At 39.8% G+C, this 25,671-nt stretch carries 20 protein-coding genes and 1 pseudogene; 5 read left to right on the top strand and 16 right to left on the bottom strand.

Annotated features, from left to right (window positions below):
- Positions 1-37: 37 nt before the first annotated feature.
- The 6 genes from EGC86_RS10730 to EGC86_RS10705 form a co-directional block, all read right to left on the bottom strand.
- Complete coding sequence (locus EGC86_RS10730; RefSeq protein WP_123777566.1) at positions 38-1,138, bottom strand: alkene reductase; 1,101 nt, start codon at positions 1,136-1,138, stop codon at positions 38-40.
- Positions 1,139-1,151: 13 nt separating this feature from the next.
- Positions 1,152-1,538: a lactoylglutathione lyase gene (gene gloA, locus EGC86_RS10725; RefSeq protein WP_123777565.1), complete on the bottom strand. Its 387-nt coding sequence runs from the start codon at positions 1,536-1,538 to the stop codon at positions 1,152-1,154.
- A gap of 207 nt (positions 1,539-1,745) precedes the next feature.
- Positions 1,746-2,528, bottom strand: a complete 783-nt coding sequence (locus EGC86_RS10720; protein ID WP_123777564.1) for an EAL domain-containing protein — start codon at positions 2,526-2,528, stop codon at positions 1,746-1,748.
- Positions 2,529-3,032: 504 nt separating this feature from the next.
- The gene (locus EGC86_RS10715; RefSeq protein ID WP_123777562.1) at positions 3,033-3,740 is read right to left on the bottom strand and encodes an SDR family oxidoreductase; all 708 of its coding nucleotides are present in this window, start codon (positions 3,738-3,740) and stop codon (positions 3,033-3,035) included.
- Between the two features lie 270 nt (positions 3,741-4,010).
- Positions 4,011-4,463, bottom strand: coding sequence for a DUF302 domain-containing protein (locus EGC86_RS10710; protein ID WP_123777561.1), 453 nt, complete (start codon positions 4,461-4,463; stop codon positions 4,011-4,013).
- Positions 4,464-4,636: 173 nt separating this feature from the next.
- Positions 4,637-4,960 (bottom strand): heavy metal-binding domain-containing protein, encoded by a 324-nt coding sequence (locus EGC86_RS10705; RefSeq protein ID WP_101087111.1) that lies wholly within the window; start codon positions 4,958-4,960, stop codon positions 4,637-4,639.
- A gap of 612 nt (positions 4,961-5,572) precedes the next feature.
- Here EGC86_RS10705 and EGC86_RS10700 point away from each other — a divergent pair.
- The gene (locus tag EGC86_RS10700; protein ID WP_123777559.1) at positions 5,573-6,475 is read left to right on the top strand and encodes a CLCA_X family protein; all 903 of its coding nucleotides are present in this window, start codon (positions 5,573-5,575) and stop codon (positions 6,473-6,475) included.
- 348 nt (positions 6,476-6,823) lie between these two features.
- Here EGC86_RS10700 and EGC86_RS10695 read toward each other — a convergent pair.
- The 6 genes and pseudogenes from EGC86_RS10695 to EGC86_RS10675 form a co-directional block, all read right to left on the bottom strand.
- Positions 6,824-7,832 (bottom strand): annotated as a pseudogene (locus EGC86_RS10695) (Xaa-Pro dipeptidase).
- Positions 7,833-8,434: 602 nt separating this feature from the next.
- Complete coding sequence (locus EGC86_RS21070) at positions 8,435-8,713, bottom strand: S24 family peptidase (RefSeq protein ID WP_245423140.1); 279 nt, start codon at positions 8,711-8,713, stop codon at positions 8,435-8,437.
- Positions 8,700-11,333 carry a DEAD/DEAH box helicase family protein gene (locus EGC86_RS10690; RefSeq protein ID WP_245423139.1) on the bottom strand — a complete coding sequence of 878 codons (2,634 nt, stop codon included), beginning with the start codon at positions 11,331-11,333 and terminating at the stop codon, positions 8,700-8,702. The genes EGC86_RS21070 and EGC86_RS10690 overlap by 14 nt, the downstream gene beginning before the upstream one ends.
- A gap of 10 nt (positions 11,334-11,343) precedes the next feature.
- On the bottom strand, positions 11,344-11,934 hold the full coding sequence (locus EGC86_RS10685) for a class I SAM-dependent methyltransferase (RefSeq protein WP_123777558.1): 591 nt from the start codon (positions 11,932-11,934) through the stop codon (positions 11,344-11,346).
- A gap of 80 nt (positions 11,935-12,014) precedes the next feature.
- Positions 12,015-12,983 (bottom strand): DUF4268 domain-containing protein, encoded by a 969-nt coding sequence (locus EGC86_RS10680; protein ID WP_123777556.1) that lies wholly within the window; start codon positions 12,981-12,983, stop codon positions 12,015-12,017.
- Positions 12,984-13,164: 181 nt separating this feature from the next.
- A complete protein-coding gene (locus EGC86_RS10675) occupies positions 13,165-13,755 on the bottom strand; it encodes a hypothetical protein (protein ID WP_123777555.1) in 591 nt (196 codons plus the stop codon).
- Positions 13,756-14,155: 400 nt separating this feature from the next.
- On the opposite strand from EGC86_RS10675, the gene EGC86_RS10670 reads away from it, so the two are divergent.
- Positions 14,156-15,178: a DUF4382 domain-containing protein gene (locus EGC86_RS10670; RefSeq protein ID WP_123777553.1), complete on the top strand. Its 1,023-nt coding sequence runs from the start codon at positions 14,156-14,158 to the stop codon at positions 15,176-15,178.
- A gap of 165 nt (positions 15,179-15,343) precedes the next feature.
- Here EGC86_RS10670 and EGC86_RS10665 read toward each other — a convergent pair whose 3' ends face one another.
- Complete coding sequence (locus tag EGC86_RS10665) at positions 15,344-15,697, bottom strand: YkgJ family cysteine cluster protein (protein ID WP_011637537.1); 354 nt, start codon at positions 15,695-15,697, stop codon at positions 15,344-15,346.
- 214 nt (positions 15,698-15,911) lie between these two features.
- Positions 15,912-16,592 carry an Hpt domain-containing protein gene (locus EGC86_RS10660; protein ID WP_123777551.1) on the bottom strand — a complete coding sequence of 227 codons (681 nt, stop codon included), beginning with the start codon at positions 16,590-16,592 and terminating at the stop codon, positions 15,912-15,914.
- A gap of 221 nt (positions 16,593-16,813) precedes the next feature.
- Between EGC86_RS10660 and EGC86_RS10655 the strand changes: the two genes are divergently transcribed.
- Both EGC86_RS10655 and EGC86_RS10650 read left to right on the top strand, forming a co-directional pair.
- Positions 16,814-17,221, top strand: coding sequence for a response regulator (locus tag EGC86_RS10655; RefSeq protein ID WP_123777549.1), 408 nt, complete (start codon positions 16,814-16,816; stop codon positions 17,219-17,221).
- Between the two features lie 3 nt (positions 17,222-17,224).
- Positions 17,225-19,975 (top strand): PAS domain-containing protein, encoded by a 2,751-nt coding sequence (locus EGC86_RS10650; RefSeq protein WP_123777548.1) that lies wholly within the window; start codon positions 17,225-17,227, stop codon positions 19,973-19,975.
- 631 nt (positions 19,976-20,606) lie between these two features.
- Here the strand turns inward: EGC86_RS10650 and EGC86_RS10645 are convergent.
- A complete protein-coding gene (locus EGC86_RS10645; protein WP_123777546.1) occupies positions 20,607-22,847 on the bottom strand; it encodes a peptidase U32 family protein in 2,241 nt (746 codons plus the stop codon).
- 383 nt (positions 22,848-23,230) lie between these two features.
- The gene (locus EGC86_RS10640; protein WP_102037000.1) at positions 23,231-24,832 is read right to left on the bottom strand and encodes an ABC-F family ATPase; all 1,602 of its coding nucleotides are present in this window, start codon (positions 24,830-24,832) and stop codon (positions 23,231-23,233) included.
- Between the two features lie 303 nt (positions 24,833-25,135).
- Here EGC86_RS10640 and EGC86_RS10635 point away from each other — a divergent pair, with 303 nt between their 5' ends.
- Entirely contained in the window at positions 25,136-25,645 is a 510-nt protein-coding gene (locus tag EGC86_RS10635) for a hypothetical protein (RefSeq protein ID WP_123777544.1), read from the top strand.
- Positions 25,646-25,671: the final 26 nt, after the last annotated feature.

Genomic DNA, 25,671 nt, shown 5'->3' with positions numbered 1-25,671 from the left:
TAGTTAAATAGCACGTAGTTAAATAGCACGATTGCTATTAACTTGGGCTGTATTGTGGGTAATCAGTTAAGCCTTTTTCAGAGCCGCCAAATAATGTCTCTGGTGTGTGCACCGCTAATGGATAACCATGCTTAATGCGGTTTGGCAAATCAGGATTAGATACAAATGGTCGACCAAAACCAATCATATCAGCTAGGCCATCGTTAATTGCCTGTGTGCCTTTTTCACCGTCGTAACGACCAGCATAAATGAGTATCCCTTTATAGGCCGCTCGAACTGCATCTTTAAACGCTGCAGGAGTCTCCGGGGCATCATCCCAATCGACTTCAGCAAAATGAATGTAAACCACATTTAAGCTGTTCAGTAATACTGCCGCTGCGGTGTAGGTTTCAATGGGGGTTGCATCAACAGTACCATTTAAAGATGTAAATGGCGCAAGACGAACACCAACACGATCAGCACCGATGGCATCTGTCATTGCACCAACCACTTCACCTAAGAAACGCAGGCGGTTTTCGATACTACCACCATATTCGTCAATACGATTATTCGCTTCAGAATCGATAAACTGGTTAATTAAATAACCGTTTGCAGCATGCAATTCGATGCCATCAAAACCTGCTTCAATCGCATTTAACGCCGCTTGGCGATATTCACCAATAACATGTTCAATGTCAGCTTTAGACATTTCACGCGCCACAACCACGTCAACAAAACCAGGTTCGTCAGTACCATTATCTACAAACACTTTTACATTTAGTGCTTTTAGTGCAGAAGACGAAATAGGTTGCTTGCCATTGATATTATCTGGATGAGTCACGCGGCCAACATGCCAAAGTTGGGCGAAGATAGTGCCGCCTTTTGCATGCACAGCGTTGGTGACTTTTTGCCATCCGGCTATTTGTTCTGGAGAATAAATACCTGGCGTCCAAGCATAACCTTGGCCCATGGCTGAAATCTGGGTACCTTCACTCACAATAAGACCCGCTGAAGCGCGTTGAGCATAATATTCAGCCATCATATCGTTGGCAACATTACCTGGCTGAGAGGCGCGCGATCGCGTCATTGGAGGCATAACAATACGATTTTTTAAAGAAAGTTTACCGAGTTGTATCGGTTGAAATAGTGAATCTTTCATTGTGTATTCCTCTTTACTGACTAATTTGGATGAGTTCAATTTGGTATCCATCAGGATCGACAATAAAGGCGATGTGGGTTGTACCACCTTTTACCGGTCCTGGTTCACGGGTGACGTTGCCTCCGCGTGCTTTAATGTCATTACAGGCTCTATAAATATCCTCTACACCCAGCGCAATATGACCAAAAGCATTACCTTGATCATACTCATTGGTATCCCAGTTATAGGTTAATTCAATTGTGGTGCTGTCTGCTTGAGTGCCATAACCGACAAAGACTAAGGTGTAGCGATACTCTTTGTTTTCGGCTGTTTCTAACACTTTCATGCCCAGCACATTGGTGTAAAACTCGATTGATTTCGCTAGGTCAACAACTCTCAACATGGTGTGTAAAAATTTCATCTATTTCTCTTTTGGCAATATCTTTGAATCGCATCATTAAATGTGCAAGCTCTTGGATAAACAATTGGCTACATTACCGGGTGAAGTGTGCGTATTAATGATGAATTATGTTCGATAAGAGTAATATACAGCGAGTATGCTTAAACATTAAATTATTAAAAATTATCCTTTTAATAATTTAATGTTATTAATTGATGGTTCAAAAAATTAACTTTTACTGCGGTAGATGTCGTCAAAATCAACTTGTGGTAGGCATTCAAAGCCGGGCTTGGCAAATAAATAACCCTGCATCAACTCAATGCCGCAATCGCGCAGCCATAGCATTTCTTCTCTTGTCTCTACGCCTTCGGCCAAAGAGATAATGTTAAGTTCATCGAACAAGTTTAAGCAGTTTTTAATAATCGCTTGTCGAGTTTTATCTTGGTTGATATTACGAATAAGATTCATATCAAACTTGATAATATTGGTTTGAAAATCAGCCAACAATCCCAAGCCTGCATAGCCAGAACCAAAATCGTCTAGTGCGGTGATAAATCCTGATTGCTTATAATACTCAACGATACTCTTAACAAATGCAGTATCGCTAATGTTCTCATTTTCCGTAAATTCAAACATGATTCTGTTGGTCGGAAAGCCATACTCTTTAGCGGCTTCTAAGGTTGTTCGAATACAGCGCTCAGGTTTATAAATGGCATTTGGAAGAAAGTTAATGCTAAGCATTGAGTCTAGCTTTAGTTTCGCCGCCAGTGCGATGGCTTTGACGCGGCAAAGCTGATCAAAGAGGTAACGATTATCATCATTGACTTGAGAAATGATCGAAAAGGCCGATTCATTCTGTAAACCACGTACCAATGCCTCATAGCCAAATATGGTATTGGTCTTACAGTTAATAATTGGCTGAAAAGCCATGGTGAAATCAAAATCAAGGCTGCTTTTATCAACACATTTATTACAAGAAAATCTGTCATAAATTATTGGCTTTGTTTCCATTGTAGCAACCTCAATCAATATAACACTCACTTAATGCTGCAACGCAACCTTAAACTCTGCCTTACCTCGTAATCACTAAAGTCATTACTTGTACAATGCAGCGTGTTGCAAATTAACATTAAGTGTTTGTTTAACTAAGCCGCTATGCGGCAGGGAAAAGATAAAACACATCTTAATTGTGTCAATTTTAATTTGATTAACTATCGACTTCATCTCTGTTGCCAAACTCTGTGGGTTAACACTCAAACATCAAAATAATATCAACGATAAACACAGTAAAACAACATCTTACCCATTTCAATTTTTAAGGCAAGCCACGCACATACATCAATACACTTTATCTAATATTTAATAGTTTATCGGTCAATTTGTTGTCTATTGGCTTAATAAAAATCATCATAATTACCATCTTGCGTACTGAAAATATAGCTTCAATTCAACCCAAGGTATAACCCTATAACCAACATAACGGTTAGTTGTTTGCTGTCCGAATTAACGCGCTGATTAGAACGGCAGTTGCTCACCGCTAACATCATAAAACTGACCGGTATTGTGAATAGATAAATTGTTGATCACTTTGATAATCCCAATGGCGGAATCGTTAACGCTAACCTTTGCAGAGCTGCCGCCCATATCCGTTTGCACCCAACCAGGATGAACCGATACCACCGCGACGTTATCATTAACCAGTTCAGTCGATAAATTCACAGTTAACATATTGGCTGCGGCTTTAGACATTCGGTAACCATACCAGTCGACACCTTGTGCTTGTGATAGTGATCCCTTAGAAGAAGAGATAATCGCTATTTTGCATAAACGATTTTTATTCAGCAGGTTTATTAAACAATGGGTTAAAAAAAATGGCCCGAGCGCATTCACTTTAAAACACATTTCAGCGTCAGCATAATCGATAGCATGAATACTGTGGTTATCTCGATCCAAAAAGCCCGCATTATTAACGATTAAATCGAGACTAATATTTTGCTGGCTAAGATTATTCGCTAAGCATTTGATTGATTCAGAGCTCGTGATATCAAGTGACTCAATCAATAATTTGTCAGTAAACTGAGCCTTCAACGACAAAAGCTCAGTCGTTGTAGCGATATCTCTACAGGTCGCTATGACGCTGCAACCGTTGACAAGATATTGCTCTGTTAACGCTAAACCAATGCCTCTATTCGCACCAGTGATTAATACCACTTCACTATTCATTAAAAACCTCTAAATCGATTGTTTTATCAAACTTTTCTGATAAGTTCTTCTGATAAATCATTTTGAAAAATATAGATGTAAAGTATAGATGTAAAGTATTGATAAATATCATCTTGTATTTGTGTTGCTGTGGATGTGATTCGATATATTTACTCTGTGTTGCGGTAGGAATCGTCATTCGATAAAACACCATGCCTGAGCAATCATAATCATGCTTTTCTTGTTCCTCAGATAATCGTTTTCAATCACACGCTGGAGGCCGCTCAATAACTACTTAGACGTTGCAGCAAGGCTTAATGTATTGAGGACACCAGAGATTTTATTAATAACCTTATCGCAGCCTGCAATACTATGACGCTGTTTAGTGTACTGCGGATTGTTATACGACAGCCAAACCTTGTTATCAGCATCCTCGCTAATCAATACCTTTTGTGGCAAGTCAATCGCGACAAGTTGGTTACACTGCATTAATTGAGTACCGATGTTAGGGTTACCGAAAATAATCACTTCAGTTGGTCTCAGAGTTAAGTTCACACCGGCGGCATTTTTTTGATGATCAATCCTGGAAAAAACCGTAAAACCTTTGTCTTTTATGATCGACTCAAACCTATCTGCCGTTTCTTTGGCCGAGTAATGGCTTTCAACATTGATAAGGCTTTCTACCGCATATGCATGAGTAGAGGCGAATAACACGGCAACAGCTAAAGAAATATTTTTAATCATAAAATCACCTATTCGTTATGTTTGGTCATACTCGTTATGCTTGGTCATATTAGTTATGTTTGATCAATAGAAGCATTTCGGCAATAAACTCGGCTAACATCAAGGATATAAAAATCGACTTAAGTATTTGTTGTACGCAAATACTATTAATACCCGTTTAGTTTCAGGCGTATTTATCTGCTTGGCCCTAATTTAACCGCAGTACCAAAAGCCATAATTTCAGACGAGCCATCCATAATGGCACTTGTCGTAAAGCGGATCCCCACAATCGCATCAGCCCCTTTTTGTGCCGCACTGGCAACTAAACGCTCAACTGCGACATCTCTGGCATCAGATAACATTTCGGTGTAACCGCGGATTTCGCCACCCACAATGCTTTTTAAGCCGGCCATAATGTCTCGACCAATATGTTTAGATTGAACCACATTACCGGTTACAACACCGACAATCTCGATAATGTCCCGACCAGGAATGGTTTCAGTTGTGGTATAAATCATAAATCCTCCATGAAAAATCAATCGTAAACCATCGTACTGCTAACAAGCTTAAATAGGAATCCAATTAGTGATACTTAACTGACCCCCAATACTGTTGTTTACGCTTTAGGCGCATCTTGTAATAAAGGGAAGTAATGATGAGTCGTATTGAAGAGAAGCAATAAAGGGTCGTGATGAAGAGCCGTAATAAATAGCCGTAATGTAGATTCATAATACAGAATCGTAATCTAGACGATCCATAAAATGCTGGTGGACGTAATAGGTCACTTAGTGAGTATTGTAATAGACAACTTAATGGCAGAGTAAAATACGCTCGGTGTTTTATAGGTCGATTTTATGTAACCTGCGCAGACTTATTTTGAGTAAATATGCATTAAAATGAATGAAGGTTAAAAATTTACCGAGGGTAATACTTTTATTTTTGCATAATCACGAATAGTTATTCTAGTGGTGTGCTGGTGGCATTAGCCTACGTTAGCGGTGTTTTTTACTATCAGTTTGTTTTTATAGGACTGTGTATGGCGTTAAACATGGCATAATTAACCACTACGTTCAGCATTCGTTTTTGTGTAAACGTTTTTAGTAATCGCTTTAGTGACAACAGAGGTATGTTTGGCTTCACATCATTCATTATTAAATCATCAACGTCATTTTGAACGTATCGGGCCCGACTATCGAAATGGCGATTCGGTCAGTTTTCTCGACATTAAACACACTTTTGGTTTGCAGCATATCCGTGTTGGAAAATGGGTTAACCGTGAGGAATCGGCACTTGCGGCTAATTTGATATTTGACTCACTAGCAGACTTAGCCAACATATTAGCAGTACCGCCAGAGTTGATTGGTTTACGCGGTAGCTTACGCTTTGCCTTTGGCCATGGCGGCCAAAAAGGTGTGCAAGCTCATTATGCACCAGCATACAGGGAACTGGCCTTAGCCAAAAATGCCGGAGCAGGGGCGTTGGCTCATGAGTTTTGGCATGCATTCGATCACTATATTGCTGATAAAATGTTTATCGACGACAGTATATTAGACCCGTATTTGTCGTCGCTTGTATTATCAGAGCAAACTACCAATACAAGTCGGACTAACTTCAGTCGCGCCAATTTATTTACTTGCGCCAGCGACAATTGGCTGGCCGATAAATCCATAATCGCTCACCCGCTGAATAAAAAACTCTCTAGCTTATTTAAAGTGACCTTGCTGAGTGCCAACGGCCAAGAGCCACACGATTATGTGCGTCGCTCTATCGCGCTCGATAAGCAGCAACGCTGCCATTACTTTGCCAAACCGACCGAAATGATGGCGCGCGCCTTTGAATCCTGCATTGAATTATATTCACAGGGTTATGCCGAAATTTCTAATCCATACTTGGTTAACAGTACTATCGACTCGCCACTGTCTAGGAATGGTGGCTATCCTGATGCAGAACACTGCCGTGAAATATATCAAGCCATGATGGAATATTTTGAACCTTTAGGGCTAGCGTTTGATAAGCAGAATGGACAAAAGTAACTTAGATATTAATGTACAGCCTTGAGCCAGTAATAGCCTTTGGGCGAATAATCATCTTGAGTTAATAAAAAGCTAGCGTGAAAAAGCAGTCCATCACAAGGTAAACAGCCCTTAGTCACAAGGTCTTGTTATTAAATCCCTACAAGTCATATCAGCTCACTTAGATTATAAAATAATTAAAAAAGGCCAAGCGATTAAGCGAGGCCTTGGTATGTTGTTGCTAGTCCTGAGATAAGTCATCAGGACTAAACTGCTAAGTATATCCAAGCTAATAGCAGCCTTAAGATACTAATGTTAGAAACTCATTTAGAAACATATTTTAGATAGCGATAGCCTTTAGCTTATGCTCTAAAGCTGTTTGTATACCACACCGTCTTTCATCACAAAGATGACGTTTTCCATCAAGCTAATGTTATCCAGCGGATTACCATCGACAGCGATAATATCTGCCATAAATCCTGCTTTAATCTGGCCTAGGTTATCTTGTTTTATCAAGGCTGCACTATTAATGGTAGCGGCCTGCAGCGCTTGAATAGGCGTCATGCCAAATGTCACCATGCGCGAGAACTGCTTACCGTTATCGCCATGAGGATAAATAGCGGCATCGGAACCAAACACCATTTTAGCGCCAGCCTTAACGGCTTTTCTAAAGCTGTCGCGCTGGGCTTGCGACACTTGCTTTGGCTTCTGGTACGCCGTTAGCCGCGCCATAGGCGAGGGTGTATTCGGTGTTGTAAATGTCGCAAGACAAATACGTGCCTGCTTTTATTGCCATCTTAATGGCTTCATCATCCATAAAACTACAATGTTCAATGCTATCTATACCCGCGCGTATCGCATCTTTAATGCCGCTGGTACCATGAGCATGGGCGGCGATAACAAGGCCGCGCATATGCGCTTCATCTGCAGCAGATTTTAGTTCTTCGTAGGTCATTTGTTGCGCACCAACTTGAGTACCTTTAGAAAATACCCCACCAGTGGCACAGACTTTAATCGCATTGGCACCGTATTTAATGTTTTCACGTACTTTAGTGCGTACTTCCCAAGGGCCGTCGGCAACACCTTGAGCTTTTGCATGGGCTTCTGGTGCTGGGAAGTTATCATCGCAATGCCCGCCAGTGATACCAATTGCATGGCCCACAGCCCAAATACGGGGCCCAGGAATATCGCCAGCATCAATTCCATCACGAGTGGCAATGACGGAATAACCCGATGCGCCTAAGTCTCGCACTGTGGTAAAACCCGCTAGCAAGGTTTTCTGAGCATTTTTAACCGCTTTAACCGTCTGTCTTGGCACTGAATAATTCATCGACTCTAAAAAGTTATCTTCGGCATCAAAGGATAAATGCACATGCATATCCATCACACCAGGCACCAGCGTTTTACCCTTAAGATCAATCAAACTGTAATCGGCTTTATTGTTGATGTTTGCCGCGGTGGTAACTTTAATGATTTGATTGTTTGATACGATAATCGCAGCATCATTAATGCTTTTACCTTTGGCTACGTCGATATACGCATCTGCTAAAATCAGCGTGTCTTGGGCAATCGCTGGGGTGATAAAAGTGGTACCTAAAATTAGGCTAAGGGCGAATGAAATCGCATTAATCTTACTGTTCTTTAAAGGCATGGCTATTTTAAAATCCTGTGTTGTTATTGTTAGACGCGGACATTGTTTACTTTGTATCGTACTAGGCACAATCAATTATTTAGCAGTTTAATAAGGTGGAAAGTGTGTGAGAGTTAAAGGCTAAAACTGATAATTTATATTAACAACGTGTTAAATTTAACCGTAATCATTTTGTGTATCAATTTGTATTAGCAGACAGTAATTGAAGCCAGTTTTGCGGAAAGAGCGTAATAGAAAGAGCGTAATAGAGAGACCGATTAAAAAACGCATAAAAAAAGCCACTCGCGAGTGGCTTTTTAGAGAAGTGCTAAATGGTAGGTGTTTATGATTTACACAAAATCAGAGCCATTTAATACCTGCTTTAAGCGTGCAAAGGTGTTCATTGAGTCATTTGCGAGTATTGGTGTGTACTCAGGATTATGGGCATTAAGTTGATACTGACCATTAGTGAGTTTACTCACTTTACGCAATAAGTATTGGTTATTACCTACATCATCTTGGATTTCAATTGCCATGATTTTTCCGGTAATCGAACCTGCATTGATTGGGGTAACTCGTTCTAATAACAGTAAATCACCATCATTAATTCGATTCTTACCGCCATTCATAGTGTTGCCACTGGCTGGCGCGATAAAGTAGATGGATGGATGGATCTAATCTGCTAAAGTTATCGTTCAATTGTCGAGTTTCAAAGTAGTCATCTGTTGCGGTTTTGAAGTGGCCACAAGCAATTTTTAAATCCGGATAAAAACTCAGTGATGTTAATGCGTCTTGTGTAACATCTTTGGTAATAGCAACTACATTATCCTGACGGTTATTAGTCGATTCTATGGTATTCATTTTGGTCTTGGTTAAGCGCTGGCTATAACGTGCGAGCAGTAATTGGCTCAACTCACTCATACTACGTGTGACGGTTTCAATATCTTCAACAGCAATATCAACATTAGCGTGTAAACAATCATTTTGAACCACAAACCAAGATTGAATATCAGACTTATCCTGTTTACATAAAAACGTAATTGGATTGTCTAACCAATACTTACGCCACTGAGGAGACTGAGCAGTAACTTGCTGCAAGCCGGCTTTAACATCTTGGGTCCACAATTTTGGATAACGTTTAAATACCTGCCAACTTTTGACACATAGAGAGTCAATACTAGGCGGTGTGCTTAAGCCGTCTAGTTCGATGAAAGCCTCAAGTAAAATGGCTTTAAAGCATTTACTCATAGTGGCTTTTTCAACGCCTCGACTCAGAAATTGCAAATAGGGTGCTAACGCATATAGTCGTGGGTCATCAACTTCTTGGTCAATGACCAAGTCGAACCAACTTTCATGTTGCTTGCTGAGTTTGCTCCAATTAAAACCACTATGATAAAACTCGGTAGCCGTTGGCCTATGGCCGAGTTCATCTTTTAAACGTTGAAAATGGCTATTGGCTTTTGTGTAATCGAGCTTTAATTGCTGCCAAAAATTGATGAGTTCTGGATCAATATTGATAACACAATCAGGATGTAACGTTGGAGCATTAAGTTGTTTCAACGTATCTTTGGCATTCGTTGTTTGTAATAACGCCATTGGACGATTTAAAAAGCTGATGTGATTACCGATAAAATCAATAACAGAGACAAAGGTTTTATGAGTTTCAGGAGATGTACGTAATCCACGGCCTAACTGTTGTAAAAAGAGAATTTTAGACTCAGTAGGCCGTAAAATTAAGATCGTGTCTATTGAGGGTAAATCGGTGCCTTCATTAAATAAATCAACTGAAAATATTACCTCAATTTGACCAGAGTTTAATTGGCTAAGCGCTTCTCCACGCCTGACTTCAGAGTCACTGTGAACCGAAACCGCATTTATGCCATGTGCAGAGAACCAGTTAGCCATAAAGTCGGCATGGGCTTTAGACACACAAAAAGCCAAGGTGCGATGTTGTTTGTGTGTTTGCCAATGACCAAACACATGTTTGGCTCGCTTGACCGTGGCAAATTGGTTTTCAAGAGCTTTAGGATCAAACTTTCCATTGCGCCAAGGTAACTCACGGTAATCAACCGTTTCATCATTGATACCTTGATACTGAAACGGCACCAAAATGCCGGACTCAATCCCGTCAATTATGTTTCGTTCAAATACTAAATTGTTATCACATAAAGACAAAATATCTGCTTGGTCGGTGCGTTCTGGCGTTGCAGTTAAACCGAGTAAAAATTGTGGGGTAAAATGGTTCAATAATAATTGATAACTCGCCGCGCCAGCATGATGAAACTCATCAATAATGACGTAGTCGAAGTGAGTCTGATCAAGTTTATTAAGGTATTCTGGTTTGCCTAATGTTTGAATCGATGCAAATACAATGTCAGCATCAATGACCTTAGTTTTGGCATTAAAGTGACCCGTTGTACTTTGAGGTAATAAGGTTCTAAATGTCCGTTCTGCTTGAGTTAATATCTCTTCTCTATGAGCAACAAATAACACTTTTTTTGCATTGAATTGCAGTACATCAAATGCAGCTAACCATGTTTTACCCATGCCTGTAGCTAATACAACTAGCCCTTTTGATTGCATGGCTAAACGTGTTTCAGCTAACGCAATTAAGGCTTGTACTTGGGCAGAATTAGGTACTGGTTCTTCAGGCTCTACTTCATGCACGATAGCTAAAGGCGGTTTACACAATTTACGCTTTTGGGCGTAGTCGTTGATAAATACATCACTGAGATCGATTGCCTGCGAATGATTAAAAATCTGCATAAATTGTTCGCGTATAAAAGTAAATTCTTTAGGATCTTGATTCGGCAATAAATCATGGCGTAAGCACCATTCAAATGCGTGTGTGAATGCCGCTTTACTGATGTTATTTGATCCAATGAAAGCGCTACCAATATCTGTTAGTCCAGTTTGTTGTTGGACGAAAATATAGCTTTTCATATGAAAGCTTTGATTGCTTTTACAGGTAAATATCTTGGTTTTTGCGCCGCGAGATTGCAAAATCATTAAGTGGCGCAATGCGACTGGATCGGTAATAAAAAGATAGTCTGAGGTGACGATTGAAATGTTTACATCGCGTTCTAATGCATCGGATAAAGCATCAAATATTAAATTAAGTCCAGATTGTTGAATAAACGAAACTGATATTTCAATGCTGGTGGCACGGTTAATGGCTTGCATTAACTTTGGTAAAAAGGGGTCATCCAAACCACCGCTGGTTAATACAGGTCCTTCTGCTAGCTTCATTTTTACATCTCTAGTTGGTGTTTTTGATTAAAATTGCGTTGAGCCATTGTTCACTGTCACGGCCAGGACGAACATCAGTTGTTATCCAAGTACGTTTAATGTCTAAAGGGGTTTGGCTAAGCCATTGCTGTAATCGTGCTTCGTTGGCATCGGTAAAAAATCGGCCATTATGATTGCGTTCTTGGTCGCCATATTTGAATGAGCAATAAAGCACACCGTTATCGACTAGTGTGTCGGCTAATTTAGTAAAGGTTTTAGGTAAATTCGAAGTATCAACATGCAGCAATGACGCACAAGCCCAAATGCCGTCAAATTGCTGTTCAAGCGAATCAATATGCTCAAACGTACAAACATGTACCTTTTTACCTAAATACGTTGTTGCCGCTTTGGCTAATTCAACACTGGCATCAATGGCGGTGACTTTATAGTCCATATTAATGAAAGCTTTGCTGTCACGACCAGACCCACACCCCGCATCTAAAACACGTGCTTTTGCGGGCAATTGGGTGACAAATGGTTGATATAATTCACTCACATCAGCATTCACAGTTGAGTCAAAAAAATCTTGTGAATTTGTGTCGTAGAACTCGATAGTAGGCATAACTAACTCTATGATTTGTTGTATTAAGTCACTCAATTCACATCAATGACTCAAGTTGTTAAGATGACTTAAAAAGGTAATTAGTCCACCAACGTATTTATACTTACATGATTAAATGACTTCAAATGTTTGGTAAAGACAGACTTGAATTTTAATAGATTTTTAATATGCCATTCGGTGATTAGTTCCAATTCAGCAGCAGAACTCTTTTCAATTGACCCATCTTTATAAATAGCCACTCTTGTTGCTCTTTTACCGTCGATACTTTCCCAGGAAAGCGCGCAACCAAATTCAGCTTCAATAGTTGTTTTGTGTTGCTCTAGATATTGAAGCAATTGCATATTCTCATCAGCATCACCTCTATCAATATATAATTCAGTCCTAACTTTACTTCCCTGGCAGAAATTTGCACCAAATGATGAACCGCTTATACCTGAAGAAAATGTATACCAATTTTGTGGTTGGCCAGCTCGAGCTGAAGTGAAATGATATTTTTCACGCAATTCATCAATTAAGTATTGGAAATAATTACGATACTTTTCGCCTTTTGGGCTAGCTTGATTAGAGGCCGTGTGCTTTGTTTTACTTTTATGCCATTCATTTGGGAAAACAATCGGTTTAAAATTATAAGCAGGCTTAGAATCATCAATTTTTAAAACCTCAACCACCACAGCAAAGAACTGTGTTTCCGTATCAGTTCTGTTATTTAGCCATTCCAAGGCTTGACGATGTTCTTCTCTTATACTTTCAGCTACCCAAATAACAAATGAGGCATCAAATCCTGCTGCATATGTTAATAATTTCCCTAAATGGTCATGATCTGTTTGTGTTAGTTGGTTTTCAATAATTGCAACTTTGGATGTACTTAGATCTTTTGCTAGTAAATCCAGTGAGAAATCACCGACACATGCTTCTTCTTTTATAAGCTCTAATTCAAGACCTAATGCTAGGCCTAATGAATCAATATTTTCAGCAAGCCACGGTGTAAAATCTAGCGCTTCATGTGGCCACATATTACGAAGTGGGACTTTTTTTAATGAGCCAAACATTATAAATATTCCTTTATTAAAAATGCTGTTAAATAACAGAATCAATAAACAAGTTTATACTCATTAATATTGAAAATGTATATGTTTTTTAACAATATTCTACATGAAATATTGCTTTTTTTAATTATATTGAGGCGATTGTAACCAAGAGTTTTTAAGACATACTAATATTTAAGATCGGTTAATAATCTACCTGGTTTATCACCGCGATTGCCGTTTCATCACGGCCTTTTTTAGATGGAACGCGATGGCCTGTGTCGGCATTGGTTTTCATGGTTTGTATGAACTGATTCATTTGCGGGCCAATGCTGATGTGTATTGGTCGGTTTTTACCGTAGTAGTAGAGGCGATCAAATTTCAGGTTTTCACACATCCATAATGCAACTTGCTGCATATCAATCGGTTGGTCATCGTTGCTGCTCACTAGGGTAAAGTCACAGGCGGCACCTAGGCGGTCGCAGATGATTTTTTGATTTTGATTGAGTTCGTGCGAGCAATGTTGATCAAGCTTTGGGGCAATATGCGGATTACGATTTTTAGCAATTTTTCTAACAAGCTCGGGTGAACAAAAACCATAGGTGAGCGAGATAGGGCCAAATTGATCGACGATTGGGTCCAGTATTTGAGTGGCGAGTAAACTCAGGGCGCGCCAGGTGTCAGGTTGTAATGGCAGGTTTTCAATATTATGTTCGAGCGCAGTTGCACCACAATTAATGAGATCTGCGTAAGTGAAAAAGCGGCTGGCTTTACCGTTGATATTATAGGTAAACAATCAAAATCCATCGTGTACGTTCATTTGGGGTAACAATACCGCGGATTGCTCAGGCTGGCTAGATGGAACAGTGGGTTGAACGTGAGATTGATTAAATATCGTTTAATATCATATTTTTTGAAGTGAAATAGGCGTTTAATGATTTGTTAATTTTGTTGTCTATGTAGCCAAGTTTTTTTAATGCTTATGTCTATGCAGACAATACACTTTATTGTTTACAGCGCTTTTTATAAACAGCGCTATATTGTAATGATCAGCGAACAACACGATAACAGCAAGGAGTCCTTACTAGGTTCTTAAGTATTGATTGTATAAAAATCGGTCATGAGTTGTTAGGTGATCAATACTTTATACAGTTGTAAAACAAACAATAAAAAATGCACCATTAATTAGGTTTATTATGAAAAAGCTTAATACGTTACTTGCCGTCTCGATATCGACTTTACTAGTAGCTTGTGGGGGTAGTGACGATAAAATAGACTCTCCTCAAATGGGCGTATTTAGTTTAGGTGTATCAGATAACCCTAGTGATGCCAAAGACGTGACGATCGCTTTTAAACAAGTTGTGTTAAAAAATAACTCGGGGAGTATTTCGTTTGATGTGTCAGATGATGGTGCTTTGAAACAAGTTAATTTACTTGAATTTCAAGGGCAAGCAGTTGACACTCTTGTGAGTGGGCAAAGCATTCCTGTTGGTGAATACCAAATGTGTATTTATATGCAAAGAAGTGAAACCCCGAATGCGGACAGTTCATATGTCATAACCAATGACGATAATTTATTTGGTTTAACGACCAACAGTAATGGTTCATGTGGTGGCGTTGGTGCTACAGATACCGATACTGGTCGACTATTTTTTAATAAGACATTTACGATTGCAGCTGGCACAAATAGTTTTGTTGCTGAATTTGATCTGTCTAGTGGATTACAAGACCCTCATGGTAATAAAGATTACTGGACTTTAAAACCTACGTCGGTGCAGTTACATAACATTTCTGAAGTTGGTGCGATTGAGGGAAGTATTCCTGCCGACGTTATGACTCAATGTGAAGTTGCTGCTGGCGGAAGTGAATTTAGCCATGCGGTGTATTTATATCAAGATACTGCTGCCTTAGAAAATATGACTGATTTTAACATTGATGCAGTGGTTGCCCCAGACGTTGAGCCTATTGCTTCTGCAAGAGTTAACGCTATTTTAGATCAAAATGGTCAAGTGATAGGCCAGGGCTATGAATTTGGTTTTGTGGTCGCGGGTAATTATAGTCTGGGTTACACCTGTGTTGCACAGAACGATGATCCTGATGTAACAAATACGCCTGATGATGTAGAAAGTCCTTTCTTTTTACATGCGGACTTACAAGATGTTGAAGTGACAAATGGTACTGTCGCGAAGGGTGAGTTTGTTAGTTCATCTACTATTTAGTCTTATGTTGGCATTTTCGTGAACACGAAAATGCCTTTACTTAGTTTAGCCATATTTTGTATGTTGCAGTGGTATCTTGCTCACCGAGTGAGATAACGAATATCTGTAATGTCGAGCTAGATACCTCAACACTCTACACCGCTATATTTAATAGCAATTCTATGGCTACACTAACACTTGGCGGGTGTTGGCAATGTAGTGATGGATTTGAGCCTCGGTTCTAGTATCAATCATTTCATCTGGACGGCGATCTTCAGGGCAAGGCATACGCGGTGTTGTACCAAATAACCTGCAAATTAATGGACGTTCTTCATATACTTCACAGCCATTAGGGCCTAAGTACACACAATTCCATTCTTTTAATGCTGCTTCATGTTCGGCATCTGTTTTTACCGGTAGACGGGCCATTTCAGCCGATGATGTAGTGACGGGGCCGCAGCAATCGTGACAACCTGGCTTGCATTTAAATGAAGGAATACGCTCGCGCAGCAGGTCAACTATCTCTATGTTGTTTTTCATTAATACCTAACGTTTAAAGAGTTCGCGGACATTATACGGTGATAGTGGGCTGACTAAAAGTTGCCACACTGTTTATTTGGCCGCAACTTATTTAGAAGCAATGGACCCTTTGTGCAGGATGGTATGTTAGTGGAATGACACTTTTTGTTTATTATTTGCCTAGTGGCATCAATGATAAATCTGCTTTTATAATCCGGTAACGGTTAAATGGCTATTACAACTTGTTTGATAATGAAGATAATGCAACAAGCGCATTGTCGAAATCTAATATTTCTACTGCATCATATAGCACTGCTAATTCATGCTTAACCCATAAATTATTAGCCAACATATTTTGCAGGCTTAGGATGATATTCACCGCTTCTAAATTGTTATTTTCTAGGTGTTGTTTAAGTTCTGCGAGCATAGCGATGAGCTCTGGGATTGAATAATCAACTGTTAGGTGTTGTGTTTCAACTTCTTTTTCTGCTAATAAAGCATGGATTTTTGACAGTTCAGCTTGTGTGACTGACCGTAACTGGGGTGCCAGTTCGACACAAAGTATCTCAAAAGCATGTGTACTATTCGCGTCCTTGAGTTTTATCTCCCAGGCACATAAGGCTTGATAGATTGATGTTAAGCCAGCGGTCCCAGAAGTCCCTTTAAGGGTATGTACAATGACCAACAACTCCTTGGTGTTGTTTTGCAATATCATTTGTTCCAGATTAGTCAGTTGCTGATCTAGATTTGTTTCAAAAACTTTTAGTAAACGTCGATAAAACTTTTCGTTACCACCAAAAGGCTTAAGTAAATTTTCTAGATCCTTATTATCAGATTCTGAGCTAATCTTATTAACGTTCTGTTGATTAATTTCATCAAGGGGCTGCTGATTAACAGTAATTTTAGTAGATTTCATATCTATCACTCTCGGACCATGATGACTTTCTAAGTACACTATAGAAAAGATAACAGCAATTTACTGCATTATTGGGTGCTAATGGATGTCCTATCGACATACAAAAAGATAGGATTTATTGTTAATCAATAGCTTAGTTTGCTTCAACAATCATTATAATGCAATATTAGTCCATCAAATTTGGCATATTTGGGGTTTACACCAATCAAACTGGAGTCGGCATGCAATTAGATAAAATTTTACACGTAGAGGATGATGAGTCGATTCGGATCATTGTTGAAATGGCTCTCGTTGATATATGTGGATTTACCTTGTTGGCTTGTGATGGCGGCCAAGAGGCTATTAGCCAAGTTGAGGGTTTTACCCCAGATTTAATATTGTTAGACGCCATGATGCCGGGTATGGATGGTATACAAACGCTAAATGAAATTCGTAAAAAACCAAATTGTCTAAACATTCCTGTTGTTTTTATGACAGCCAGGATTCAGGATTCTGAAAAGCAGGAATATTTGGCTGTTGGTGCCGTTGCTGTGATTGAAAAGCCCTTCGATGCTATGAGTCTTGGTGATAGGTTAGAATCTATTTATCAAGCTAGCTTAATCTCTCAAGAAATCCACAATCAAGAGTAACTTATGCAAACTCCTGTATTTCCACTTTCCGAGACAGAAAGACTTACCGCGCTAAATAATACTGGCCTGTTAGATACGGGGCCAGAGGAACGTTTTGATCGTTTAACGCATTTGGCTCAACTTTGTTTAGGCACGGAAATTGTGCTTATTTCATTAGTCGACTCCAATCGTCAGTGGTTTAAGTCGAAACAAGGTTTAGATGCATGTGAGACAAGCAGAGACATTTCATTTTGTGGCCATACCATTTTAGGCGATAGTATTTTTGAAGTTGCTGATGCTCTGCTTGATAGTCGGTTTGCAGACAATCCATTAGTTGTATCTGCACCGTTTATTCGATTTTATGCCGGTGTGCCTTTAGTGTGTAATGGTGAAAATATTGGCACACTCTGCTTTATTGATAGCAAACCTCGCCAATTCACTGATAAAGAACGAGATATCGCATACGGTTTTGCTAAAAGTATTGAACAAGAAATTATTGATAGATTACAAGAGCAAGCACATGAACAATTAACCGCAAGTGAACTGATGTATCGGTCGGTGTTGGAAGGCACTCGAGTCGGCACTTGGCAGTGGAATGTTCAAACGGGTGATATCGTATTAAACGAACGCTGGGCCGAGATTATTGGTTATACCCTTGCTGAACTTGAACCCATTTCTAACGAAACATGGGCTGCTAGAATACATCCCGATGACAACATAAAATCTAGTACATCATTGCAAGAGCATTTTAATGATGAAAATCCATTTTATGACTTTAAATGCCGAATGAAACACAAAGATGGTCATTATGTTTGGATACATGATAAAGGTAGAGTGATTTCAAAGACCAGCAATGGTAAGCCATTGATGATGTATGGCACTCGTGCCGACATAACAAAACAAAAAAATAACGAGTTAGATTTACTGCAGAGTCGTGACCAGTTTAAGACTTTGGTTGCTAATATTCCAGGCGTTACCTACAGATGCAATCCTGATAAAAAATGGACTATGCTCTTTATGAGTGACTATATTTATTCGCTTTCAGGATATCCAGCCAGTGAGTTCACCGATAATTATTCTCGCAGTTACGTTAATATTATCCATCCTGAAGACCGTGCTTTGCTTGATAAAATCGTACAAGAGTCTCTGCTTAATCAAACTAGCTGGGTATTTAATTACCGTATAGTGCATAAAAATGGTTCGGTTAAATGGGTAGAGGAGCGGGGCTCCGCTGAATATGATAGTGCAGGTAACGTGCAATTCCTTAATGGTTTTATACAGGATGTGAGCAAGCAAAAAAAACTACAGGATCAATTATTAAAACTGACACAACAACTTCCTGGTGTGGTTTACCAGTATCAGTTGTGGCCAGACGGACGTAGCGCATTCCCATATGCTAGCTCTGGAATCGAAGATATTTATGGTGTAAAACCCGAAGATGTTGTTACGGATGCTTCCAATGCATTTTCTACAATTTATCCTGAAGATGTTCCTGCAGTTTCTCAAAGTATTGAATTATCTAGCCAACAACTCACTATATGGGAACAGGAATATCGTGTTTATAGGAATGACAAATCGATAATATGGTTATCAGGCAGAGCAACACCGGAAAGGATGCCTGATGGTAGTACGTTATGGCATGGCTATATTCATGATATTACCCAAACTAAAGAATACTATCTTCAACTTGAGGATCTCAATCTTCAGCTGAATGTTACTCAGCAAAGTCTTGATTTAGCGAGTGAGCAAGCCAAAATTGGTTATTGGCATGCATCGTTTGAGCATGGAACATTTTGGTGGTCACCTATTATTTATCAAATTTTTGGGTTTAACGCTGAAGATGTCGTGCCGAGTTCTTCACTGTTTAAAAATTCTGTTCATCCTGACGATATCGATAAAGTGCTTAAAAGTGAGCAGCAGACTCGTTCGACAGGCATTGTTAACGAAGTTTACCGAATCATCCGACCTAATGGCGAAGTTCGTTGGGTGCATGAATTAGGACAACTGGTTAACAAAGAGCTGAACCCGGATAAGATAATGATAGGTTCTGTGCAAGATATTACTGAGAGGATGACATTACAGAAAATTAAAGATGAATTCATCTCAACCGTGAGTCATGAGCTCCGTACTCCGTTAACATCAATTTATGGTGCATTAAGTTTATTGCAGTCTGGTAAAATAGCCACATTGCCTGCAAAAGCGGAGAAATTGGTTGAGGTTGCGAGCAGTAACTGCAAACAACTTAGTCGTTTGATCAATGACTTATTAGATATTGAAAAGCTTGCTGCTGGTAAAATGTTGTTTGAAATGAAACGATTAAATGTAGTTCCTCTTTTGCAAAGAGCTATCAATGATCATCAACCATTTGCAGACCTGCATAAAATCACTTTAACGTTACATGTAGATAAGCAAATAGATGAATTGTTTGTATATGTAGATGAGCATCGTCTATTACAAATTCTGACTAATTTTCTATCCAATGCGGTTAAATTCTCTCCCGAATCTGGGAGTGTAATGTTGTCTGCGACTCTCACTGCTGATGAAATTGAAATTGCTGTACAAGACCAAGGAACCGGAATCCCTGAAGATTTTAAGAGCAAAATATTTGGTAAATTTTCACAAGCTGATGCAAGTAGCTCTAAAGTGAAAGGAGGGACGGGTTTAGGTTTAGCCCTTTGTAAGAATCTGATTGAAGCAATGAACGGAAGCATTGACTATAGCTCTGAACCAGGCTGTGGCGCTCGGTTTTTTGTTAGATTACCCTTATCTGTTTAACGATAAAGCATTCTGGTGTGTTTGACCTATCGCGACATAAGTGAGGATTTGACAACAAATTTCGACAACGGTCTTGAAAAACGCCGGTTGTTTCAACGTAACAAGAGAGTGTTGACCATTAGTGATGACAATAAAATGGTGACTTAATTTGAGTGTGGTTTGAAACAACCGTTGCCAACATACATGACTCGAGAGAGCCAATGGCCCTGAGCCATTGTTAAATAAAACAAATAACACAAATAATATAAATAAAATCAATAATAGAATGAGCGATGGCTGTACCAGTAAGGCAAATCAGTTGGTGTTCTTCATACACTCATGGGTATTGAAATCTGCGATAATATTCTGTTTAACAATCATGCATTGGTGTTACACGAGAGATAAAATCGAACTGTTGATGATATATGGGAGGTGTTTGGCTTGATAACTTAACATTAACGTTGCTACAGAATGTTATAATGCGGCATTGAAATCATATAACGTCAATAAACAAACAAGGGTCACACGAATGTGACCCTTGTTTGTGTTTATCTTGGATGGGACAATTAATAACTGATTAACAACAGACTAATTTACTCAGTAAGTCATTTAACCCTATACACTCTGTGGCGCGGCTAGCTGTCCTAGGCAATTACAAACCTTGCTGATACTGGGCATTAGTCGAAATTGTCACAAGTTGATTTAGCTCTACTTTAGATTCGGTGACGCCTTTAAGGACGTTTTCGAAGTGGGCGACGAGCTGAGTTTTATCGATTTCAGCTTTTGAGCCAGATCCTATGTTGGTGAGGTCGATAAAGAACTCATCAAATAAGTGCGATAAATCTTCAACGGCTTCGATGTTTAAAAACTGCTCGTGGTTATAGATGCTCGGGTAACCGCCTTTTTGTTTGTCTACTGCAAACGAAATACCTTTCACATTAGTGATGGTAGTGGCTTTTTCACACTTGAGCATGCAACCGTCTTCAATGCTGGGCTTATTACAGCCTACCGTTTGTTGGAAAAAGCATTGTCTGCTGGTCATCATCAAAATTGGGTGATAGATGCTGTAAAGCAGTTTGAAGTTTTCCGGCCTGGCGATGTTTTTAATTTGATTACGATTAATCTCGTTAGAAATAAACGCACCAGCACAATTTAATTGCTCTTGTAATGTTAACAAGGCATAAGAGTTAGTGGTGTTTAAAAACGGGCCTGCGATCCACTCAATGTCCATTTCATAGGCTTTAAACGCGACGCCGGTATTGTTAGTAACAATTCGCTTAGGCTTAACCACTTCTAACACTCTTACTGCTTCGATATAATCTTTGCCAATAAGCACAGCCGGAAACCAAGGGATTAATCTTGGGTTGCGTAAAAAGATATCAATATACTTGTTGTCGTTTTTCTTAAAGCTTTCAGGCAGCTTAAAGTAGATGTCGGCATCGGTAACATCACATAAGTTGACGTCTTTTTCATCACTAATAAGCAAAGATAATGTCGGTGTTTCTGTTACTTTAGGATGCTTAGGTAACTTGGGTAAGGTTACTGCACCTATGTATTCTCTTTGTGTTAGCTGTAATAACAGTTGGTTTTTAAGCTGAGTTAACTGACTAAATGGTAGGCTTAAATCAGCCTGCAAGCCGTCATAATTAAACGCTTGTAACAAGTAACCACTGCCTTTTAAGCTTTTAAAGCGTTTCTCAATGGCCGCTTCATCAACCCGCGATTCTGTCGCTTGGGTTAGAGAGATAGATGATTCAATCACAAAGTGTTGGTCTGGCGTGGTCACCGTGATCGACAATGGTTGATTGACTTGACCTGAAAATGCCAGTGCTAACGTTGGCTTGGCAATGCTCAGGTGATTAATTTTTTCGGCAACCAGTTGCACAATGGCGTCTTTTTCTGACGACAGTGTTTGTTGCGCTTCTTGAATTTGAACCACTGATATCGCGTTACTTTTATCGTTAGCATGTTTAAAGCTGTTATCGCGTGGATTGTCGATAAACATGTCTTTGGTGAGGTTACCCTTTAAAAACGAGTTGGTAAAATCACGGTTGAATACTTTATGTAAGTTCGAGTCATCGGCTAACAGCTTGCCAGTTTCGATAAATTTGTCGATCTGTTTACGCCAGCTATCCACCACGGTATGCACATATTGTGCACCTTTAATGCGGCCTTCAATTTTGAGTGAGTCAACACCGGCATCAACCAATTCTGGTAAATCAAAGTAAGCTGAGTTGTCTTTTAGATTCAGCGGAAACTTATTACCCGCTGCTGTGACTTCATATTCGTCACGACATGCCTGGCTACAGCGACCACGGTTGCCAGAATTACCAACACTCACTGAGCTTGAATAACATTGACCAGAGAAGGCGATACATAATGCGCCGTGAACAAAAACTTCGGTAAGCACTTCGTGATCGTGGGCGAGGGTGGTGAGGCTTTTTATTTCGCCAAGGTTTAGCTCACGAGATAAATTGACACGAGTGGCGCCGATTTTGGCTAAAAAGCCAATTTGACCTTCGTTATGAGTTGTCAGCTGGGTTGAGGCATGAATTGCTAGGCTTGGAAAATGTTTAGTCACTAGATTAAACAGGCCTAAATCCTGGACGATAATGCCGTCGATACCCGTATTCACAAGCTGATTGAGCAATTTAACCAATGTCGGAACTTCGTTTTCTAAAATAACGATGTTCATAGTAAGAAACACTTCACACTGATATTGGTGTGCAAGCGCGATAACACCAATTAAGTCATCGAATGATAGGTTTGCTGCACGGTTACGGGCGTTGAAGGTATCTAAGCCACAATAAACGGCGTTTGCACCGGCTATTATCGCAGCTTTGATCGCATCGACATCTCCACCGGGTGCCAATAATTCGATTTTTCTATTCATGATATTTTCGCTATTTTATGTCGTTAGTTATTAATTTTAGGCGTAGATTTTACGTGTATCTGCAACGGATTACTATTGATTAGGCTTTATGAATATAAATAACCTCAGTTCGTGATAACCAACGCCTCCCAAACAGCCTTTGCTTTGCTAACGGCGTTAATTCGCACTGGTTAGTAAAGTAAATGACAAGTTTGACAGTCGTTCATGTCTACACTTCTGATCTTTATACATACATCTGCAATCGCGATTTCTGCTTAATCATTATCTCTATAATGAATTAAACAAAAAAGGTCTTCATCTTTGCAATATTATGCAACATGAAGACCTTACTTTAACGATGTTATCCGTTAATGGACATTGAGTATCGCATGCCCAAAAAGAGGTTAACCTCGGGCTTCTGCTTCAGCTTGGCTTGCAAGGTATTCATCAAATGTACCTTGGAAGTTTATCAATTTTTTGCCTTTTACATCAATAATACGCGTTGCCAAAGATGACACAAATTCGCGGTCATGGCTGACAAATATTAATGTGCCTTCAAATAATTTCAAGGCTTGGTTTAGCGCTTCAATCGCTTCCATGTCCATGTGGTTGGTTGGCTCGTCCATTACCAGTACGTTAATATCCATCATCATTAACTTACCGAATAATAGGCGGTTTTTCTCACCACCAGAACAGTTACGAACTTTTTTATTGGCATCGTCATCAGAAAATAACAGACGACCTAACATGCCGCGAACCATCAAATCATTGTGCTTTGGTGTGCGCCATAATGACATCCAATCAAATAAAGTCATGTCATTATCAAAGTCAGCGGTGCTGTCTTGCGGGCAGTAACCAATCGCAGCATTTTCAGACCATTTAATACGGCCATGATTGTGTTGCAGTTCATTTACTAAGCAGCGTAAAAGGGTAGTTTTACCTACGCCATTCTCGCCAATAATCGCCAGTTTAGAACCCGCTTCAAGAATAAGGTCGCCGTGTTCGAATAACACTTCGTCGAAACCGTGTGACAACTCTTCAAGTACGAGTGCTTGGCGATGCAGTTTTTTGCTTTCTGCAAAACGAATTGATGGGGTAATACGGCTAGATGACTTAACATCATCTAACTTAATTTTGTCCATTTTTTTAGCGCGTGAGCTAGCTTGCTTTGCTTTAGATGCGTTAGCACCAAAACGGTTAACGAAGTCTTGCAGCTCGTCAATTTCAGCGCTTTTCTTGGCGTTGCCTGCTAACAGTTGCTCACGAATTAGCCCAGATTGAGCTAAGAAATATTCGTAATTACCTGGGTAAACACGTAATTCGCCGTAATCGATGTCAGCCATGTGGGTGCAAACAGAGTTTAAGAAGTGTCTGTCGTGCGAAATGATGATCATGGTGCATTTACGTTTGTTTAGCTCTGTTGCCAACCAACTAATGGTATGAATATCCAAGTTGTTGGTAGGTTCGTCGAGTAACAAAATGTCTGGGTTAGCGAATAAAGCTTGTGCTAATAGCACGCGCAATTTCCAACCTGGAGCAACCTGTTGCATTAAACCAAAGTGAAATGACTCTTCAATACCGGCTTCTAACAGAATTTCACCAGCGCGACTTTCAGCTGTGTAGCCGTCCATTTCCGCGAACTGACTTTCTAGGTCGCCTACTCGCATGCCGTCTTCGTCGGTCATTTCTGCTTTTGCATAAATGCTGTCACGTTCTTGTTTTACTTTCCACAGTCCGACATCACCCATGATCACAGCGTCGACAACACTATATTGTTCAAACGCGAACTGATCTTGACTAAGCGTACCGACTTTAAAGCCTGGCGTAATCGACACGTTTCCTGATGTTGGAGCCAAAGCACCACTCAAAATTTTCATAAACGTGGATTTACCACAGCCATTTGCGCCGATTAAACCGTAACGGTTACCGTGACCAAATTGAGCCGAGATGTTTTCAAATAATGGCTCAGGGCCAAACTGCATGGTGATATTAGCGGTAGAAATCAAAGCAATGTTCCAACTGTGTACTACTGAATATTTATCAACAAACGGCAAGACAACAGCCACGTGTGAATAAGACAGACATAAGTATATGTAAGTAAATAGGCCGCGGATTATACAGGTTAGTGCTAAGTTGTCGATTTATAATCTGCTTATATAGCAGACAATGGCGTTAACCTTGTGTTAGGGAAGTATCGAACCGTGTAAATTGGCTGATATCTGCGCGGTTGAATCGATTGTTATAGAATCTGATGCCGAATAAGTTTCAATATCAGCTACATTATTGATTTGGTTGTTTTAGGAGTCGACATGACTGGTGCGTTATTCATCCCTATGCGCGAATTGGGTTTTGATTATGATGTTCAATTACACTGCTGGGATAATGGCTTAGCTGGATTTAGAACCTTTAATCATCAATCTAATGAGCAACTTGAAGGCGGGTTAGGGCTAGGACTTGATTTAGTGACTCAAAGCGAAGCTGGTCGAGCCTGGTTGGCGACTATTCCGCAACATTTGTTGAAGATCACTCAGCCTTTTGCAGAGCATCAATACCAAATGTTGTGGCTGGCAGCTAATTGTGAACCCGCATTACAGATATTACTCAGCAGACCGGTGTTGTTATTACTGATTTGCGAGCAATGCAGTGTCGATAATCAACAAGCGCTTGAATTTTGTTTACTTGGTCAGCGGCAGATTTTAACGGCGCTGGGCTATCACAGCAGTAAAGCAGCGCTTAAGTTTATTGATAAGTTAACGTTAACCTATGAACGAGAAGCCGATTTACTGCATGTTAAACGTCAATTAGATGTGCGATTTTAACACTTTAGTCGTTTTAAGCATTATCC

It is taken from the genome of Shewanella frigidimarina (genome assembly GCF_003797125.1).
Taxonomy (GTDB): Bacteria; Pseudomonadota; Gammaproteobacteria; order Enterobacterales; family Shewanellaceae; genus Shewanella; species Shewanella frigidimarina.
The sequence above is the reverse complement of the archived record's forward strand: the minus strand, read 5'-3'. Positions and strand labels throughout refer to the sequence as shown.

What these genes read in the sequence shown, in the direction of transcription:
- EGC86_RS10690 (WP_245423139.1), bottom strand. Translation starts at nt 11,333, where the DNA reads ATGAAGCTAGCAGAAGGACCTGTATTAACCAGCGGTGGTTTGGATGAC.
- EGC86_RS10685 (WP_123777558.1), bottom strand. Translation starts at nt 11,934, where the DNA reads ATGCCTACTATCGAGTTCTACGACACAAATTCACAAGATTTTTTTGAC.
- EGC86_RS10650 (WP_123777548.1), top strand. Translation starts at nt 17,225, where the DNA reads ATGCAAACTCCTGTATTTCCACTTTCCGAGACAGAAAGACTTACCGCG.
- EGC86_RS10710 (WP_123777561.1), bottom strand. Translation starts at nt 4,463, where the DNA reads ATGATTAAAAATATTTCTTTAGCTGTTGCCGTGTTATTCGCCTCTACT.
- EGC86_RS10715 (WP_123777562.1), bottom strand. Translation starts at nt 3,740, where the DNA reads ATGAATAGTGAAGTGGTATTAATCACTGGTGCGAATAGAGGCATTGGT.
- EGC86_RS10730 (WP_123777566.1), bottom strand. Translation starts at nt 1,138, where the DNA reads ATGAAAGATTCACTATTTCAACCGATACAACTCGGTAAACTTTCTTTA.
- gloA (WP_123777565.1), bottom strand. Translation starts at nt 1,538, where the DNA reads ATGAAATTTTTACACACCATGTTGAGAGTTGTTGACCTAGCGAAATCA.
- EGC86_RS10645 (WP_123777546.1), bottom strand. Translation starts at nt 22,847, where the DNA reads ATGAATAGAAAAATCGAATTATTGGCACCCGGTGGAGATGTCGATGCG.
- EGC86_RS10655 (WP_123777549.1), top strand. Translation starts at nt 16,814, where the DNA reads ATGCAATTAGATAAAATTTTACACGTAGAGGATGATGAGTCGATTCGG.
- EGC86_RS10720 (WP_123777564.1), bottom strand. Translation starts at nt 2,528, where the DNA reads ATGGAAACAAAGCCAATAATTTATGACAGATTTTCTTGTAATAAATGT.
- EGC86_RS10705 (WP_101087111.1), bottom strand. Translation starts at nt 4,960, where the DNA reads ATGATTTATACCACAACTGAAACCATTCCTGGTCGGGACATTATCGAG.
- EGC86_RS10660 (WP_123777551.1), bottom strand. Translation starts at nt 16,592, where the DNA reads ATGAAATCTACTAAAATTACTGTTAATCAGCAGCCCCTTGATGAAATT.
- EGC86_RS10670 (WP_123777553.1), top strand. Translation starts at nt 14,156, where the DNA reads ATGAAAAAGCTTAATACGTTACTTGCCGTCTCGATATCGACTTTACTA.
- EGC86_RS21070 (WP_245423140.1), bottom strand. Translation starts at nt 8,713, where the DNA reads ATGAATGGCGGTAAGAATCGAATTAATGATGGTGATTTACTGTTATTA.
- EGC86_RS10680 (WP_123777556.1), bottom strand. Translation starts at nt 12,983, where the DNA reads ATGTTTGGCTCATTAAAAAAAGTCCCACTTCGTAATATGTGGCCACAT.
- EGC86_RS10665 (WP_011637537.1), bottom strand. Translation starts at nt 15,697, where the DNA reads ATGAAAAACAACATAGAGATAGTTGACCTGCTGCGCGAGCGTATTCCT.
- EGC86_RS10635 (WP_123777544.1), top strand. Translation starts at nt 25,136, where the DNA reads ATGACTGGTGCGTTATTCATCCCTATGCGCGAATTGGGTTTTGATTAT.